At 28.4% G+C, this 18,565-nt stretch carries 17 protein-coding genes; 1 reads left to right on the forward strand and 16 read right to left on the reverse strand.

The window, feature by feature from the left end:
* Window positions 1-32: 32 nt before the first annotated feature.
* The 13 genes from SERIO_RS04130 to SERIO_RS04195 all read right to left on the reverse strand — a co-directional run bounded on the left by SERIO_RS04130 (window position 33) and on the right by SERIO_RS04195 (window position 12,838).
* On the reverse strand, window positions 33-740 hold the full coding sequence (locus tag SERIO_RS04130; protein WP_047791599.1) for an L-ribulose-5-phosphate 4-epimerase: 708 nt from the start codon (window positions 738-740) through the stop codon (window positions 33-35).
* Window positions 740-1,603, reverse strand: a complete 864-nt coding sequence (locus tag SERIO_RS04135) for an L-ribulose-5-phosphate 3-epimerase (protein ID WP_047791600.1) — start codon at window positions 1,601-1,603, stop codon at window positions 740-742. Before SERIO_RS04135 ends, SERIO_RS04130 begins: the two co-directional genes overlap by 1 nt.
* A gap of 3 nt (window positions 1,604-1,606) precedes the next feature.
* A complete protein-coding gene (locus SERIO_RS04140; protein WP_047791601.1) occupies window positions 1,607-2,260 on the reverse strand; it encodes a 3-keto-L-gulonate-6-phosphate decarboxylase UlaD in 654 nt (217 codons plus the stop codon).
* Window positions 2,261-2,272: 12 nt separating this feature from the next.
* The gene (locus SERIO_RS04145) at window positions 2,273-2,746 is read right to left on the reverse strand and encodes a PTS sugar transporter subunit IIA (RefSeq protein ID WP_047791602.1); all 474 of its coding nucleotides are present in this window, start codon (window positions 2,744-2,746) and stop codon (window positions 2,273-2,275) included.
* Window positions 2,746-3,024 (reverse strand): PTS sugar transporter subunit IIB, encoded by a 279-nt coding sequence (locus SERIO_RS04150; RefSeq protein WP_047791603.1) that lies wholly within the window; start codon window positions 3,022-3,024, stop codon window positions 2,746-2,748. Before SERIO_RS04150 ends, SERIO_RS04145 begins: the two co-directional genes overlap by 1 nt.
* A gap of 41 nt (window positions 3,025-3,065) precedes the next feature.
* Window positions 3,066-3,299: a hypothetical protein gene (locus SERIO_RS04155; RefSeq protein WP_148553459.1), complete on the reverse strand. Its 234-nt coding sequence runs from the start codon at window positions 3,297-3,299 to the stop codon at window positions 3,066-3,068.
* 189 nt (window positions 3,300-3,488) lie between these two features.
* Window positions 3,489-4,970: a hypothetical protein gene (locus tag SERIO_RS04160; protein ID WP_047791605.1), complete on the reverse strand. Its 1,482-nt coding sequence runs from the start codon at window positions 4,968-4,970 to the stop codon at window positions 3,489-3,491.
* Window positions 4,971-5,034: 64 nt separating this feature from the next.
* Complete coding sequence (locus SERIO_RS04165; protein ID WP_047791606.1) at window positions 5,035-7,125, reverse strand: hypothetical protein; 2,091 nt, start codon at window positions 7,123-7,125, stop codon at window positions 5,035-5,037.
* Complete coding sequence (locus tag SERIO_RS04170) at window positions 7,115-9,931, reverse strand: hypothetical protein (RefSeq protein WP_053040847.1); 2,817 nt, start codon at window positions 9,929-9,931, stop codon at window positions 7,115-7,117. The genes SERIO_RS04165 and SERIO_RS04170 overlap by 11 nt, the downstream gene beginning before the upstream one ends.
* Entirely contained in the window at window positions 9,918-10,286 is a 369-nt protein-coding gene (locus SERIO_RS04180; protein ID WP_148553463.1) for a hypothetical protein, read from the reverse strand. Before SERIO_RS04180 ends, SERIO_RS04170 begins: the two co-directional genes overlap by 14 nt.
* A gap of 73 nt (window positions 10,287-10,359) precedes the next feature.
* Window positions 10,360-10,818, reverse strand: a complete 459-nt coding sequence (locus SERIO_RS04185; RefSeq protein ID WP_047791608.1) for a lipoprotein — start codon at window positions 10,816-10,818, stop codon at window positions 10,360-10,362.
* A gap of 344 nt (window positions 10,819-11,162) precedes the next feature.
* Window positions 11,163-11,942, reverse strand: coding sequence for a hypothetical protein (locus tag SERIO_RS06320; RefSeq protein WP_158500495.1), 780 nt, complete (start codon window positions 11,940-11,942; stop codon window positions 11,163-11,165).
* Between the two features lie 2 nt (window positions 11,943-11,944).
* Complete coding sequence (locus SERIO_RS04195) at window positions 11,945-12,838, reverse strand: lipoprotein (RefSeq protein ID WP_047791609.1); 894 nt, start codon at window positions 12,836-12,838, stop codon at window positions 11,945-11,947.
* Window positions 12,839-13,271: 433 nt separating this feature from the next.
* Between SERIO_RS04195 and SERIO_RS04200 the strand changes: the two genes are divergently transcribed.
* Complete coding sequence (locus SERIO_RS04200; RefSeq protein WP_047791610.1) at window positions 13,272-14,408, forward strand: hypothetical protein; 1,137 nt, start codon at window positions 13,272-13,274, stop codon at window positions 14,406-14,408.
* Between the two features lie 43 nt (window positions 14,409-14,451).
* Here SERIO_RS04200 and SERIO_RS04205 read toward each other — a convergent pair whose 3' ends face one another.
* The 3 genes from SERIO_RS04205 to SERIO_RS04215 all read right to left on the reverse strand — a co-directional run bounded on the left by SERIO_RS04205 (window position 14,452) and on the right by SERIO_RS04215 (window position 18,563).
* Complete coding sequence (locus SERIO_RS04205; protein WP_047791611.1) at window positions 14,452-14,892, reverse strand: hypothetical protein; 441 nt, start codon at window positions 14,890-14,892, stop codon at window positions 14,452-14,454.
* A gap of 120 nt (window positions 14,893-15,012) precedes the next feature.
* Complete coding sequence (locus tag SERIO_RS04210) at window positions 15,013-15,861, reverse strand: hypothetical protein (protein WP_047791612.1); 849 nt, start codon at window positions 15,859-15,861, stop codon at window positions 15,013-15,015.
* A gap of 8 nt (window positions 15,862-15,869) precedes the next feature.
* Window positions 15,870-18,563 (reverse strand): endo-beta-N-acetylglucosaminidase, encoded by a 2,694-nt coding sequence (locus SERIO_RS04215; RefSeq protein ID WP_047791613.1) that lies wholly within the window; start codon window positions 18,561-18,563, stop codon window positions 15,870-15,872.
* Window positions 18,564-18,565: the final 2 nt, after the last annotated feature.

An 18,565-nucleotide genomic window follows, 5' to 3' on the forward strand; every position in this document is an offset into this window, starting at 1 on the left:
AAATCTTAATACTTTTTAAAATGGAATAGTAACTATGATTCTTTACGAGGTTGACCATAATAGGCAGTTTCCCCATGTTTACGATAATAATGTTTATCAAGGAGCTCCTGACTAATTTTATTAGTATTCTGATTTAAACCATAGGCTTGATAAGCCATTTGCGCAACAATTTCTAAAACCTTTGCCATTTCAACAGATGCTAACGGACTATTACCAAAAGTAAAAGGACCATGGTTATTACATAAAATTGCAGGCATTTTCTGGGGATCCAAATTACGAGTTCCAAATGTTTTGGCAATAATAACGCCAGTTTCATATTCATAATTTGTTTTAATTTCATTCATTTCTAAATGGGGAGTACAAGGGATTGGTCCATAAAAATTATCGGCATGGGTTGTCCCGAGTGGGGGAATATCTAATCCAGCTTGTGCTCAGGATGTCGCATAAACTGAATGGGTATGTGTAATTCCTCCTAAGTCTGGGTATTTATTGTAAAGATATAAATGGGTTGGGGTGTCAGTGGAAGGGTTTAACTTACCTTCAATAATATTTCCTTTTAAATCAAGAACTACTAAATCATCAATTGTTAACTCTTCATATTTAACTCCTGATGGTTTAATAACCATTAGACCCTTGTCTCGATCAATGCCACTAACATTCCCCCAGGTAAAAGTAACCAAATTATATTCAACTAACTTTAAATTTGCGCTTAAAACTTTTTGTTTTAATTCTTCTAACATTATCCTCACCCCGCCTTTCGAAACTGTTTATTAATAAAGCTAACCGCTGTTTGTAATTCTGACACTGGTGCGTTATCATCTTCATATCATGCTTCAATCATAAATGAACCTTGGTAATCAACTGTCCGAAGATATTGCAAAATTTTTACAAAATCTACACATCCGGTCCCAAACGGCACCTTTTTAAATTTGCCAGGATAATGAGAACTAACCGCAATAGTATCTTTTAAATGAAAACCAACAATTTCGTTAATTCCGGTTGCAATTTCCTTTGTAATTTCTTCACCTACTCAAGCACTTAAATTACCAACGTCCGGATAGACACTTAACCACGGACTAGGGCATTCTTTTTTAACTGCTAAATATTTAGTAATAGATGAAATAAAAGGATCATCCATTGTTTCAATTGCTAACATTACCCCATAACGATTGGCAAGTTTTAAACCTGCTTTCAAATTAGTAAAAAATCATTTTCGCGTATCCTGATCTTTTATTTCATAATAAACATCATAACCTGCTAATTGAATAATCCGAACTCCTAACTTAACAGCTAAAATAATACATTTTTTTAATAATGTTAAAGCAGTTGTACGAATTATTTCGTTATGACTACCCAGAGGATATTTGCGGTGGCCAGAAAAACAAATTGAACGAATTTTAATTTGATATTCACTTTGCAACTTATTTAAATTATTAATTTCTTGATCACTCCAGTCCAAACGTGCTAAACGTTCTGGTGATTCATCAATGGATAATTCGATAAAGTCAAAATTAAATTGTTTGGCAATCTTAAATTTTTCTGACCAATTACCTTTGAGCAACGCTTTTTCATAAACCCCCACTTGATTATTAATCTTAAACATTGTTTAGTTTTCTCATTTCGTTTGTAATAATTTTTGAAATGTAATGGCTGCCTGGTGGGGGTCGTTATGATCACGGATAGCACGGCCAGCAATAATAATATAAATTGGATATTTGCTAAAAAGATCTAAATCATTAGGCTCAATCCCACCCGTGATGGTAACTTTAAAACCAAGATTAATTAGTTGTTCAATTTTTTGAAAATCTTCCGTTGTCCATTTGGCACCCGCAGCTTGTGCATCACGAGCACGATGATAAACTACCTGTTCAACACCAAGATTTTTTCATTTTTGGGCTTGTTCAAAGGTTCAGACACCAGTTAATTCAATTTGCATTTCTTTGTGATATTCTTTACTAATTTCTACAACACTAGCAATCGTCGCAAGATCAGCACAACAAATAACCGTAATAATATCCGCCCCAGCGGCTAGTAACATTCCGCCCAGAATTTTGCCAGCATCAGCAATTTTACCATCCGCTAAAATAATTTTATTCGGATAATGTTTTTTTATGGTTTTGATAGCACTAATTCCTTCAGCACATAATAAAATTGTCCCAATTTCAATAATGTCAACTTCCGGAGCAACAAGGGCTAAGTTATCAAGGGCTTCTTGTAGTGTCAAAGTATCCAATGCAATTTGCAAAAGTGGTTTTTTCATTTCAGTATCCTCCTATTTAACATATTTCATATAATTAATTTTTTTAATAATATTCATCACTTCGGTGGAAGAATTAGCTTGAATAATTTGCTCAATTACCACCGGATTTTCAAAAATTGCGACAATTTGTGGCAATGCTAAACTTAAATGTGTTTCGGCATCAACCGCACAAAATCCAATTAATAAACTAACTGGTTGATTATCAGCAAATAGCACTGGTTCTGTTAAAGAAACTAGGCTAAAAGCATTTTTTAATGCTCCTTCTTCCGGACGTGTATGGGGCATCGCTAATTTTGGAGCAATAATATAATATGGCCCCAAAGTTTTTGTTTTTTTAATAACATTATCAATATATTCTTCACTAATTGCTTTGGTTGCAAGTAAGGGTTTAAAAACAATTTGAACTGCCGTTTCTCAATTCGTGGCTGTTTGATGAAGCAAAATTGAATTATTAGTTAAGAGTGATTCTAAAAAATCCAGTTGCATTATTCTCTAATTTCCTGGGCCAATGCCGTTTTAATTGCTTTTTCATCTAATAAGTTTTCTAGCCCTATTACTTTTGCATGGAGATCACTTAAGTCATCCGCTAAATATGTAGAACATAACACTATATCAAAGTTATCACCTATACCCTTTGCCTCACCAACCGAAGCAGTTTCCACTGTTCCCTCAACATTTAGTTCATTTAATACTTGTTCTACTTTAATTTTAATAATCATTGAGGAACCCATTCCGTTTCCACAAGCACATAATATTTTTAACATTTGCTTTCCTCCTTATTTTATAAAGGTTAAAATGGATAAAGTTAATTATCCATTTTATTCGCTTTAATATTTTCATTCTCTATTTTTGTTATAAGATTTCTGTTACTTTTAATAATTCTTTTTAATGGCATTTCCGCAGTTAATCCAGTTGATGTTAATTGGGCAATTAATAAGAAAATGGGAATGATTAAAATTAACATATAGGGGGCACTATTAACTCCCACAACATTAATTAACATCAAAATAACAGCTCATAAAATATCTCAGTCTCACATTCCAAGATAACCAGGATTATTACCATTAACCCCACCAATGTTAAAAAAAATAAAAACACAAATTAAGGTAATTATTAATAATAAAACTTCTAGTGAAGCTAAAATTGCAAAACTTATTACACTAATTGAAACATTAATATAAAAAAGAACTTTTAAATTTAAAAGTTCTTTTTCCTATCCAGTAATTTTTTATTTATCATGATCTGTTCATTTCTTATTAGGTCATTTCCCTTTTAAATGTTTGGGAGTAAAAATTTTGACATTGAGTTTCCGAAATTGTTGGAACCAATCTCCCAACATAAATTTACTAAATTTTTTAAAAGAAATTAATAATCAAATTATTATAATAATTCAATATAAGGGAAAAACTGTTTTTAGCATTAATAAATAACCATCAAGAAAACTAATTTGGTGAGTTGTATAGATCCAAAAACTCATTGTTAAATAGGCGAAACCATTACATGTGAGGTTAATAAAAATTTGCAATAAACTTACTTCAATAATAATTCGTTTTAAATAGTGCTCAGGAGCTTCTTTACCAAAGATTTGATAATCTTTATCATTAAATAATATTGTTGGTTCCCAAGTTAGTAAGCATTTAAGAAAAAAATAACTAACATAATAAGAAATTCCTGGTTGATTGGTAATTTGAATTTTCTTTTGTAATAGTTTTTGGTAACTTTTAATTTGCTTTAAATTATAAAAGAAACTATTAAAACTTAAATAAATAGCAATCAGCATAAAATAAATAGCACTTCATATTAATCCGTTTGTTAAATAATTAAAATAATTTAACAGAAAATAATGGCCATCGCCAAATAAAATGGTAACCTGGGAAATTAAAATTGTAACATTGTTAAAATCACTAACAACATTAAAACTCCCTTTTGCAAAACCAACAATTGTTTGCATTAAAATACCAAAGAAAAGTGTCATGGCAAAATTACAATGACCAATTAACATTAATATTACTATTAATAACGGAATTAAATTAATTAACATAAAACTGTCTGAAAAATTTAACTTATTATTAAAGAACGCCAATGGTTCATTACCAATTGTAAAATAAATAATCAGCCCAATAATAATTGCCGAAGATAATAGTTTTAAATTAGTGCGATAAATTTTTCAAAAGAATGTCGGTTGGTGGTGTCAAAGGTAATTTCAAACCGCATTTTTATGATTAAGAATAGTTCCGATTGTTAATCCCGATAGAATAGCGCCAATCATTAGTCATGAATGATTGGCACTAATTAGATAGGGATATATGATAACGGGAATTGTAAAAATTATTGTTAGCAAACCATTCTTAAAAATAATCGCAATTACTAAACTTAATAAAAATGATAATCCAACCAAACAAACTGGGGATAAAAATTTAAATAAAATTGCTCATAGGGAATATAATCCATATCCCCCGATAAAAATTGTCATAAATAAACATAATAATAAAATGCTCATTAAATTATTAATTTGATCTTTATTTAAAACTTTTTTAATGGTTGTTAGGGCTAACTCTTGGTTGCGACTTGGTCAAAATTGGTAAAAATATATAAACAAACTTAATAATCCCATTAATAAAATAATTAAAATATTGACATAATTAACATAATTACGATATTCATTTTTTAATAAAATTGCAATGGTTAAAGTTCCACCAACTAATATCATTAAGAAGAAAATCCCCAATATTCAGGGAAGAATTTTTTTAATTTTATAATAAAATAACATCTGTTTAATTATTATTTAACTTCATAATTTCATCAATAATATTATTAATTTCTTCATCATTAATATATGAGTATGAGTGTTGGTGGTTATTTTTATCAATATAAATATACAGATAAATGTTAACAGTAGTTGTATCAATCATAATTTGGCCATTAATTCCTGCTTTAATTGCATTTAAAGCATAATTATAATTATCAAAATATAAATATGGGGTTAACCCTGCTTGGGCCCGTTGGGAACTATAAACCCGGTAAACAATATAGTGACCATCACTAATGATACTATCATAACTATGACTACGATTTTGTCAGGATGCAATTTCTTTTTGATGAACATATTTTCCAGTTAAAGTAATTGCTTGTTGGAGTTTTCGAATTGCTTCTTCCCCACTATCTCCAGATAACACATAATTACCATAGACATCATAGGCAAAGAATTCTTTTAATAGTACCCCCGCTTGTAACTGAAATAATTTTTCTTGCGCTTCCGCTTGCGTTGGCGCTAAGGATAAACCATCTTGGGAAGAAATATCCTGGACATCTAAAAAGGTATACATTAAGCGCGTATCGACAATTCCTTCTAAGAATAAATAATCATTAACTTCTTGTTGAGTCGCATAAAAATCATCCCGCAATTTATATAATTTATTACCATTTTTATCAATTACTGGTTGCGCTAAAATTTGAGGTTTTAAATAATTATTATAATAGTTAATACTATCAGTAACGGAGTATTTATAACCATGCTGACCATTAACATCATATAATGTATCAGCATAAACACCATAGTCGTTATAGCGAGTGCCATTGGAAGCAACTTTATCTAATTTTAAAAAGTCATTATCATAAAAATAATTAAACCAGGTGTCATAAGCTTCTAAAATATATTCCGTTGGAATTTCCACATAGTTATTAACCTGATGATTAAGATGAACTCTTCAAATTGAATGTTTGGAAGGATTGGTTAGTGGTTTGTCATATAATAAAACATCAGCATCAAATGTTTCAGAGCTTGAAATATTACCAAAACTAAAATTAGTTGCTCGTCAAGCGGACCCGGAACTAGCCGGTAAATATGTTAAAGTATAAGATCTATTAGCAGAATGAAAGTTTTTGGTATAATAATATTTTCCAACTGAACAAGATCAATCATCACATTGCTTACTTTGCGCTCAATTTCGTTTGGATTCTGTAAAATCAGCAATTGTTCATTGATCATCAATATCATCAATTACCACACTATCACCATGACCAACTTCCATATAATCGCCAGTTTTATTATTCTTAACTTTCATCAAATCTCCACCACCAGGGCTTAAATAAATTTTATGGGTATTAGAAAAATTCATATAATTTTTATAATTTATTTTATTATGTGATTCTGGAGCTCCTCAAACATTTCGAAAATTATCTTGCACAACATTTCGAAAACTTTGTTCAGTTCCATATAGCGAAACCCCATTAGTAAAATCACTGGGTTTTAAATGATAACCATCAGTTAATACTTTTAATAAATCAGTTTGGTCTTGTTTATTAAAGACATTATAATAACGACCACTTACATAATAATATAAAGATTTTCGTAATCCACCTTTATAAATAAAACCATCCTTTGCTTCTTGAGGGGAATCGTACCAATGAGTACCATCATAACCGTACTTTTCTTTAACTAATCCATTATTGGTATAAGAATTTAAAGCCCGCTCTTTTGACAACGCGGCATTACCAAAAGCATCTTGATAAACTAACTGATAATTATTGATATCAGTATCATAAATTTGATTTGGATCTAATAAGTGGTATTGATAATCAGTAATAATTTTGCCCGGATTAGAAGTTGTTTGAATTGTTTCAACCTTATTATGAATATAAATATAATTATTCAAATCACTTTCAGAATAAAATTTATGATTATCATAAGTTCATTGGGTTGTAGTTGCTGTTACTTTTGAACTTTTTTTAATTGTTTCAAACATTGCATCACGCGGAGAACCTGCCTTATTATCATTAGTCATTACCATACTAGTGGTTATTGCCACTGGGGAAATTGTTAAAACGCCAGCGGCAATAATAGTTTTTAAAATACTAATGCCCATTGGTAATCACCTCTCCTCTATCATTTACTAATGTAGTATTATTTTGTATTCACATATAAAAATCATCAGGACTATTAAATTTTTGGGGTCCAAAATAAACATAATAATTAATTGTTTTATCATGGTGATAAGCAATATTAGCATGGTGATAAAGATAGGTATAAGCATCATCGTTAGTTAAGAAATAATGCATTACCCCATTAAATAGCACACTATAAACTTTAAAATAATTTCCTAACTGTTCTTCTAAACGATCGTAAGTAATTGTCTTAACTAAATCAGTTGTTAAGATTGTTTTTGAAGTTAAATAAGTATTTTCAATATAATTATCTTCAACACTTTTTAACTCCGCTAAGGAATCATAATATCTAGCAATCCCACTATTATCAATAAATTTATATTTAATAACAAATTTTGAAGCAGTAATTTTATTTTCTAAACTATGAACAGCATCTAATGCATTATCAAAGAATTCATTAATCCCATCAAAATATTTATAATTAACATTTGTTTTAAAATAACGATCAAAGATATAATCAACAAATTTATCTAACTCAGCACGTTCAGCAACTACTTGGTTGGAATTATTATCTACCTTATCTTTATCTTTTTTAACTTCTAAATGATCATTTTTACCCATGATAGTAATATAAAATTCTTTCACTGTCTTAAAATCTTCGGGGTTACGAATAATATAATGTTTCAAATAATCTTCTGCTTTTTCTTCATTATCAAAAATTGAACCTAAAACAGTATAGTATTTTGTATTTTGATTATCATCTGGTACTTTCATAGCCATTCCAGTAAAAACTGGTGTTACTTGAAAGTGATCACCGGGATTATCGGGAAAAAGCGTAATTCCAACTAACGGGATTTTATATTCAGTTGTTGAATAATATAAGACTTGATTATCTCCTAAATCACATTTATAGGTAACATAACTTACTGGTGATAATGTTTGTGTAATTTCTCAAATTGATTTAACAATATCTAGCCCTTTAACAATTGAACTAAGACAATTTAAAATACCTCCTACTACTTTCGCACTATTTATAACAAAGTGTGATATATCATCAGTAATTTCTAATAATGTATTTAGATTTTTAGTTTGTTCTTTTAATTTAGTTTTTTCAATTAATTTACCATTTTCATCATAAAATTCTGAACCTTGGTCAATAGTTTGCGACACTGCACCAATGATTGCTTCAATAGCTTTTCCAGTCGCTGAATGACCCTGAGCAGCTTCTTTTTCAGCTTCTTGAATAGTTCCAAATAAATTATCTCAATATGCTTGTGTATCTTGAAGAATACCTTGTAAAAGATTTTGTTTTGAAGGAGAAGAATAAGCAAAATGAGCAGGATTTAAAAATAAATGAATTATTTCTGGTATTGATAACTCTTCATCACTACCTGCTCAAGAAACTGAAGGTTCAAAAATTTTATCTAATGTATGTGCTAATAATCCAGCATGTTGATTAATTAGATTTTTTAAAGTTTCTTTCAAAAAGTTCTCAAATTCTAGGGCAGCTTTTTCTTTGCTCAAATGATTACACAATAATGTATATTGGTAAACTCTCTGAAGAAAAATTAGTGTTTTATAAAAAGTAGACATACCTTTTATATTTTTAAGACTATTAATAGAAGTTTTGACAGAACTAACTAATAGATAGCTATCTTTCTTATCACCGGTACTATCAAATATACTATTTGCTTTGGCAAATAATTTATTAAATTTTTGATAATGTAAATTATCACTATTAAATAAATCTCTTTTTACATCAAAATCATTATTATGTTGGCTAGATTGATTCATAAATAAATTAATCATATCAGTCATCATTACTAAGGAAGCAAGTTCATAATTCATAGTTAAACCTGAAGTTTTTACTCAACCTGTTGCAAGTTTTGAAATAACTGTTTGAGGTGTATCATTTGTCTCAATATATTGTGTACCCGTTAATGATCCTCGCATTCCTGAAGTATCAATATTAAGTCAAAAACTATTTTTAAAATCTTTATATTCTCTAATATTAATTGCCTTATCTTCATCAGTTAATTTCATTTGTGAAAGATCAGGATGATGTAACCGACTAAATTTATAACCATTATAGTCATATTCAATATCAGTTGTTGATTTAATTCAATCAGAAATTTGATCTCTTGTTAAACATGCCCCTGCCATTTGGTAGCAACTAGTTTTATTGTTTTCGTTAATGTTTGGTTTCACAACATTTTCTAAATACTGAATTGCTTCATACTTATTATTAAATTCAACACTGGCAGTACTTGAGTCATTAATGTTTCCTAATTTATAAACCTTTTGATAATCTTCATATGTTTTAATTGCCTCATCTTTATTTAGATAAGCATTGCCATCTTTTCCTTTATAAACAACTTCCAATTTTTCATTGGTATTAGTTAAAACTTGATTTGAAACTTCACCAGCACTATTAATTATATATTGTGCAGGATTACGATATGTTTGAACTTCGTTTAAGGGATTAGCAGTTAATAAATCTGATTTTAATTTTGAATTTTCATCAATACCATAACTCTTATCATTATAAGTAAAATAATTGTTTTCCGTAGTATAAGATACTTTTTGGGCTTTTGAATTGGCATAATCCATAATCTCTTGATTTGAATTAAACACTTTCCCATCAAACTTATAATATACTTTATCCTTAACTTTATTATGCGCTATCACTGTTGAAACCGTAGCTACTATAGTCGTAACAGACAATACACAAATAGCAGAAAATATTGAAATGTTTCTTTTTGAATTTAAAAATTTAAATTTCATCATTTAAAAAAACCGCAAAATTTGAATTAGTCGAAAAAGAAACATTTGAATTATTTTCAAAATAAGCAATAAAATCCGAATTAAAATAAATAATATTTGTATCTTCACTTTTTTCATAGATATATTTATAATTTTTTATTTTAAATAAAATTTTATAATCTTCATAAAAAGAAGACAAATCATTAATATTTTTATTACCACTAAAACTTAAATTTAAGTTTTCTGTAGCATAATTAATTGCATATTTAGAGTTTTCTTTTTTATATTCATTAATTTTAGAATTTGAATCATCAATAGGTACATCAAATACTTGAATATTACTTGTTTTATTAACTCACATAATGGTCTTTATATTCATACAAAAAATAATAAACTCTTTTAGCCAATCTTTTTTTGAATAAATATTCGTTTCTTGAAAATTAAAAACTAAATTATTTTTTTTTATAAATCCACTCATTTTGATTATTTTTAGAACTAACAATTACAGAAAAAGATAATTTATATAATTCATCAATTGAAATCCCATAACTATCAAAAAAACCAGAATTATCAAAATTAACTAAAAAGAAAAAATCAGATTTTTTATAATTAAACATAATATTAAATTCTTGCTCTATCATATTAGACAATAAATATACAAGCATAGATTCAATAGAACCATAAAATTTAATACTTTCATCTTTTGTTTGTTCATTTATATCTTTAAAAAAGAATTGATCTTTAAAATCTCATGTCATATGTGATAAGAAAAACTTATCTAAGTTTTCAGGTGTTATTTCTTGTTTATTTTGAGTTACACTTGAATTCTCACTAGAACTACATGCAACAATATTAGTTGTACTTATCATTACTAAACTAAGCACACTAAAAAATGATAATAATTTTTTCATATCATTAATACCTTTCTAAAATATTCTTAAAAAATTAATATCTTTATATATAAAAATAATGTAAATAAATATAAGATTAGACTAAAATTAATTATTAAACTACCCTCTTTAAAAACTAATTTTAATCTCCTGATAATTTAAATGTCAATATGTTTCTCGTCCACTATTAAATTATCTAACTTAGATATTAACAAACAGACAATTAAAGTCAACAAAATTTTATAAAAAAATAAATATTTTTTCCAAATTTTAATTAATTACAAAAAAAAAAAAAAAACTATACTCCTAGTGGTGGCTTCTTAAGAATATCAAACCAAAAACTATTTTTAAAATCTTTATATTCTCTAAATATTAACTGCTTTTTCTTTTTCAGTTAATTTCATTTGCGAAAGATCAGGATGATGTAACCGACTAAATTTATAACCATTATAGTCATATTCAATGTCAGTTGTTGATTTAATCCAATCAGAAATTTGATCTCTTGTTAGACATGTCCCCGCCATTTGATAACAACTAGTTTTATTATTTTCATTAATGTTTGGTTTCACAACATTTTCTAAATACTGAATCGCTTCATACTTGTTATTAAATTCCACACTAGCAGTACTTGAGTCATTAATGTTTCCTAATTTATAAACCTTTTGATAATCTTCATATGTTTTAATTGCATCATCTTTATTTAGATAAACATTACCATCTTTTCCTTTATAAACAACTCCCAATTTTTTATTAGTATTAGTTAAAACTTGATTTGAAACTTCACTAGCACTATTAATTATATATTGTGCAGGATTACGATATGTTTTAACTTCTTTTAATGGATTAGCAGTTAATAAATCTGATTTTAATTTTGAGTTTTCATCAATACCATAACTCTTATCATTATAAGTAAAATAACTATTTTCCGTAGTATACGATACTTTTTGGGCTTTTGAATTAACATAATCCATAATCTCTTGATTTGAATTAAACACTTTCCCATCAAACTTATAATATACTTTATCCTTAACTTTATTATGCGCAACCACCGTTGAAACCGTAGCTACTATAGTTGCAACAGACAATACGCAAATAGCAGAGAATATTGAGATGCTTCTTTTTGAATTTAAAAATTTAAGCTTCATAACTAAACAAAAAGCACACTAAAATTAGAGTTAGAAGAAAAATTAATTTCAGGCTCATTTAAAAAAGAAGCAGTAAAATCAGAATTAAAATAAATTACATATGGCATGTCTAAATCATCACTAAGATAGTGGTAATTTTTAATATTAAAATTGATTTTGTAATCTTCATATAATCAACGCGTATCAGGAAAATCTTTTTCTCCGCTAAAAAGATAAGTCAATTCTTCTGATACATGCTTCACTACATAAGCAGAATTGTTTTCTTTGTATTTATTTAAATTACTTGTTGATTCCATAATACTTGTAAGAAATAACTGATTAAAATTGGGTAAATTTGTTGCAGGTGTTTTTCTTTCTATATTGTTTTCTGCATAAAACTTAATAAATTTTTCTAACCAAACTTGCTTAGAATAAATCTTAGTTTCTTCAAAATTTAATACAAGATTTTCTTTCCGATAAGATCATGATTTATCTTTTGGAGTTACAACTACATCAAAAGGTAATTTATATAAATTATTAAGTATAATACCTGATTTATCAAAAACTTCATCATTTTGAAAAAGAATTGAAAACCAATAGTCTTTGTCATTATATTCAAATAAATTATCAAATTTATTTTTAACTAAAGTAAATAAATTGCTTGTCATTAAACCTGTCGAAATATAATCGAATCTAGTGTTTTCTTCTTCTGTTTGTTTATTTTTATCCTTAAAAAAGAATTGATCTTTAAAATCTCATGTCATATGTGATGAGAAAAACTTATCTAAGTTTTCAGGCGTTATTTCTTGCTTATTTCGAGTTACACTTGAATTCTCACTAGAACTACATGCAACAATATTAGTTGTACTTGTTATTGCTAAACTAAGCGCACTAAAAAATGATAATAACTTCTTCATATCATTAATACCTTCCTAAAATATCCTTAAAAAATTAATATCTTGATATATAAAATAATGTAAATAAATATAAGATTAGATTAAAATTAATTATCAAACTACCCTCTTTAAAAACTAATTTTAATCTCTTGATAATTTTAATACCAATATGTTTCTCGCCTATTCTATTAAATTATCTAACTTAGATATTAACAAACAAACAATTTAAAAGTCAACAAAATATTATAAAAAATAAATAATTTTACTAATTTTTAACTACTTAAAAAATAATCCTTATCTATTTTTTTGTCTATTTTTTTGTTTAAAAATAATAAAACTTTCAATTCTTAAAATGTGTTATATTTTAATTGAAAAAATTATATATTCTGTTACTTTTAAATCCAACTATTAAGAATATTAACTACGGGAACGGATTCATTAGGAGGAATAAATAATGAAAAAATTATTAACATTATTATGTCCACTAGTAATTGCTACTAGTAGTATCAATGGTTTTGATCTTATGAAGAACAATGATTATCAACATGTAACAAAAGTAACAAATTATCAACCAGTTAAATTAGATAAAACATTTAAATACGTTAACACTTGACCAAATAGTCACTTCGCGATTGGGGCCGAAGCCAAAACGAATGAAATTTATCTAATTGCTAAAAATAATAAATTTATTGATTTAAATTTAAAAATTGGTCAGGGAGCAGTTAACCCTAACTTCTTCTTGCCTTTTAATGCTCACCAGGGAATCGTGGTGACACCAAATGCCTATTATTTAATAACAACAACCGGAACAAAACAAAAGCTAGACATTCCTTTTAGTTTTGATTCTAATTTAATTATTTTAAACGCAACCACCGCATTATATACCATTAGTGATGGTAACACTTATCTTATTAATGAAAACGGTAAAATTACAAAATGACATCACCCATCAAGTAATTTTTATAAAATAACGGATAACTTATATTTAAATAATCCCACTTTATCCGGACAATCACTTAAAAATTCAGAAATTATTAATGTTCAAACTAAACAAGTAACGCCAATTGCATATGCTGGGGACTATGTAACAATGGCAAATGAACATTGAGGGGTACTTACCACCTTGAATAATACCCATGCATTGCTAAAAATAAATAATAATAACATTAGTTTAACTCCGATTACCCAAATCAAAATTGATTCATTATCGAAATATACAACAAATAAAATTTTAGTATCAACAAGCGATAGTAAAATCTATGAACTTGACCAAAATGGTGGATTGACTAGTCTACCGTGCCTGGGAAATACCCCACAATACTGGGACCAAAATAAAGTTCTTTTATTTGATCCAAGTTCATTAATAACACCAAGTGGGCAAGTAATAAAAATTAATTATACTTTCACAACCTATACTATAATAGATAATAATTACTTAACTTTTACAACTAATGATCAAAAATTATATTTATTATCTGCTGATGGGAAGACAACTGATTTAAAAATCCCGGGGATTGGATTAGGAAAAATTGACAATACTTTAATATTTTATAATTTTAAAGACCATGATACTTATTATTTAAATATTTAATTAATTAAAAAATAAATTCTTACTAGAATTTATTTTTTTTAGGTTATTGTAAGGTAATACTATCTAAGCGATAATCGGTGTCAAAAATTCCAATTAAAATATTAACACCTTTGGTTCCCTTCGCATTAATACTTTGAATTTGATAAGCATTTAAATATGCAATCATTGCCAAACGTTGGTAGGTTGTAATATTCGGCTGGATCGTAGCGGCATGGGGAAATTTGCTAATAATATTAGCATAGTCATTAGCAATTTCAAATGGTGGTTTAATATTAAAATCCTGATAGTATTCATTTCACATTGTTCCCCATGTTTGATGATTAATAAATAAGCGAACAGTTATTCCATAGTAATCAGGGGTAAGATAGTTTTTACCATCCGGAGCGAGAGTTGCAGTATGAACATCTTCTCCATTATTAGTGATTAAACTTCCTAGCGGTGTTGTTAAACCAATTACTCCGCATAAAACTAATAAGTGTTTCATAGGGCTTCCTCCTTTTAATAAAATTATTATTTTATTATTCTTGGTTTAATTATATCGCTAGCAAAATTAACTTCTTTTACTAATCTTAAAAATTAAAATTGTTCAAAATTATTAATAATCTTAACGCTTCGTTCCCATTAAGAAAGCAAAGTAGGAACTAACACTAAAGAGTCCCAGAAAAATTAGGGTTCCAAAAATTGGTTGGTAAATTGATAAAAATGATAAATTGCGGTCAATAGCTGGGACAATTAGAAAAAAACCATAACTATTAATTTCACTTTGGGTATAAAACATATAGACAATTCAGGTTAGATATTTTTGCGGAATAAAATAACCAACTACAATTGCCGCTTTACTTGTCGCATATCCTAAGTCGATAAAAAAATCACCAAAGAAAAGAAAGAGCACTAAAATTAAGATATTAATTGACTGCACTAAGTAAATATTTTTTAACGCTCCTGAAACTAATAAAGATAGGAAGAATACCACTAGAATATTTAAAATAATACCAAAAATAACTCCCAATCACTGGTCAACCGCGTGCATTTGCAATAATCAAATTTGCACAATATGAGGATGACGAAAGGAATCTAAGAAAAATAAATAACCAATGACTAATAACACCGCTATAAAATTAGTTGTAAACAAAACAATTAATAAAGCACTAATAAATTGGAACCGACTAATCCCAAAATTTTTTAGTTGTTTAATAAAAACCGAATCTCGTCATTCACAAATAATATATGATACTAAAAATAATAAAAATAAGCTGGGTAATAATGTAAAAGCCGTAATTAAAATATAACGACTATTTTTTAAAATACTTTGGTACCATAAAAAATAAACCAGGGTCATTAAAACAATTGGGGCAATTAACATATAAATATAAGTTCTGGTCGTTTTTAAAACAGACTTAAAGATATAGTTAATGCAACGATTAAACATTTGGTGTTGTGTTTTTATTTTCATAAGACCTCCTAAACATTAACATTGATCACATACCCTGGTTGGGGTAAATTATTTTGTAAAACTGGTTTAATCATTAAGGTAATCTGGTGGCCAGTGCTTTGTAAGTCTTTCACAAAATAATAATTTTGGGTAGTTTCGCCAATCCGATACCACTTCCCTTCATAAAGATAATAAATTGCATAATAGTCTAAATTAGTAGCCTGGGTACTTTCTCACCCAAAACGAATATTATATAACTCTGTATTATTAACCATCCGGTTAATAACATATTCCGCAGCAGGATTTTTAATTTCTAAGGAAGTATTATTGTAATTATTAGTTGATGGTGTAGTAATTGCAAATTGGCCGACATTAAATTTAAACTTATTTGTTTGTGGTTTAATTTGCAAACCAATTTTAGCAATTCGATTGGTAGAACTAATATTGCTTAACTTATTTAAATTTAAATCAATTTTTACTCATCCCCCGGGTAATTTTTCACTATGATCAGGGATAATACTTTGACTAGTAGGAATCATTGTTTGTTGGTCAGTAGTAGTTACCCAGAAGTTTACTGTCGCATTACTATTATTATCTGATCCATCATAATAAATAAAACTAACTTGGTGGTTATTACTAATTAAATTAGTTCCAAAAATATCCCAGTCATATACTTTGTTGTTATCTCACTCGGCGGGTAAAACTTCCCCATTTTTATTAAAGCCACTACCAATCGCAATTGAATTACCCTTTTGGTAGACTGTATCATAATCATAAAAACCACTCAGCGCATTAATATTTAATGGTTTATCTCGTTGAGATTCATCATAAATTTTTCATTGGTAAGTTGGTAAAATATCGGTTAGTCTCTTATTAGTTCAGGGATAATTATTAGCAGCAATTGGCTGACCATTTTGATCACGTTCAACAAACTGCACACCACTCCCAGTTGAAAAATTGGTTTGTTTATTTAAAAGTTGGTCTTCATCAAATAAAGTTGTTTGTTCTTTGACTAAACTACCAATTCCATAACTAGAAGAATTATAACCCCCATGGCCTTGATAATCATAGATTTTTTGTTCAACAAAGGGATCAACCTTTCCTTTATTAGCGGCTTTAATTCGAGGATCAGAAATAAATGCTGCTCGTTGATAAGAACCACTAGGATTTAATCCTTGATAATCATTTAAAAACCGATTTGACTGTAAACCTTCATCATTACTACTAATAAAAGTGTTGGTCCCTGAAAATTGAATGGTATTAAATAAGTTAGTAACTTGGGTAGCAAACAAATAAGCACGAATCGGATTATTAACGCCATTAGCCTTCGCTCAGTTATAAGCATCTGTTCCAAAAGTCCCAGCGCCAGCATTTAAATAAGTTGAAAAACTAGTATATACATCTTTATTATAAGAAGGTTTTCCTCCACGTAACTGTTCTTGATAAGCTAACTGACGAAAATCATATGTTCCAAAATACTTTGGATTAGCACCCTCATCAACCATTGTGTGCAAATCACTAGGATGATAATTAGGGTTATCTTTTAAGAAATCAACCGTTTTATCCGGAATCTCTCCAAAATTTAATTGAATTTCAGTCGGAGTAATTTCCCCATCTGGTTTTTGATAACCACTGGTTGTCATTTTAATTGTTTCTTGGTCATCATAGCCATGACTTCCTTTTGAAACCGTCGCATCATTACGATAATAAATTACTTTTAATTTTTTAATATTTGGATCACTAGCAGTAGCAACTTTATAATTAAATTCTTTGATAATTTCATACATTGTATTATAATCCAAAATTGAACCATTCGGAGCAGCCCCGTTTGCTTCATTATTAATAAACCAACCATCAAAACCATTATATTTGGCTAAGTTAATTAGAATATCAACAATTTTATAACTACCATCACTATTTTGTGCTAAAAAATCTTTCAGCATTTCTCTTGTTAATCCATGATAACCATCTAAAAAAACATTTCCAAAAATAGGTGTTCCGTTAACATGGGCTGCATCAATTACATCGGCGGGTGGCGGAACAATTGGTCCTTCAAACCATGATCCGGACCAGTTAACATATTCATTAATATATTGTCAATTCAAATTAGTATTTTCAAAAGGATTTTTAGTACCCACAATTGTGTTATCAAAAGTACGGTGTTTACGTGATGAAAAACCTAATTGGTTATACTTAATATTTTCATTTTGCTCCGAAGAATTATAAGTGGCAACATATTTGCGGGGTTGTAAAGGAACAACACTACGATTATATTTGGCATCATAGTCAGTGGCGGGGTTTCAATCTAAAATTGAATTAAGACGTAAATATTTTTGGGCTAAAGAAGTAACCCCAAAATCTTGGGCATAGTTACCATTTGGCATAAACCCTTTATTAAGAGGCACCCCGGTTACCGCTTGTTTTTTAATATTTTGACTTCACTGAAAACCAGTACTAAATTTGGAATAATCTAAATATCTTCCTTCATGCGCAGGAGTAATATTACCAAGTGGTATTTGGTGGGGAGAATTAACTAACATATTATGTTGGTCAGTATTATTAAAAGCAATTCCATCCCCATACTCATCACTGGCCCAGTCAAAATTTGGGAGACTATTTAGATATTGGTTGCCACTGGCGCTACCAATTGAACATGATGTTAATAACATTGACGGTAAAGTAATTATTGTTGCTAAACTTAAACAAATTCATAATTTTCGCATCT

The organism is Spiroplasma eriocheiris (assembly GCF_001029265.1).
In the GTDB taxonomy this organism is placed as follows: domain Bacteria; phylum Bacillota_I; class Bacilli_A; order Mycoplasmatales; family Mycoplasmataceae; genus Spiroplasma; species Spiroplasma eriocheiris.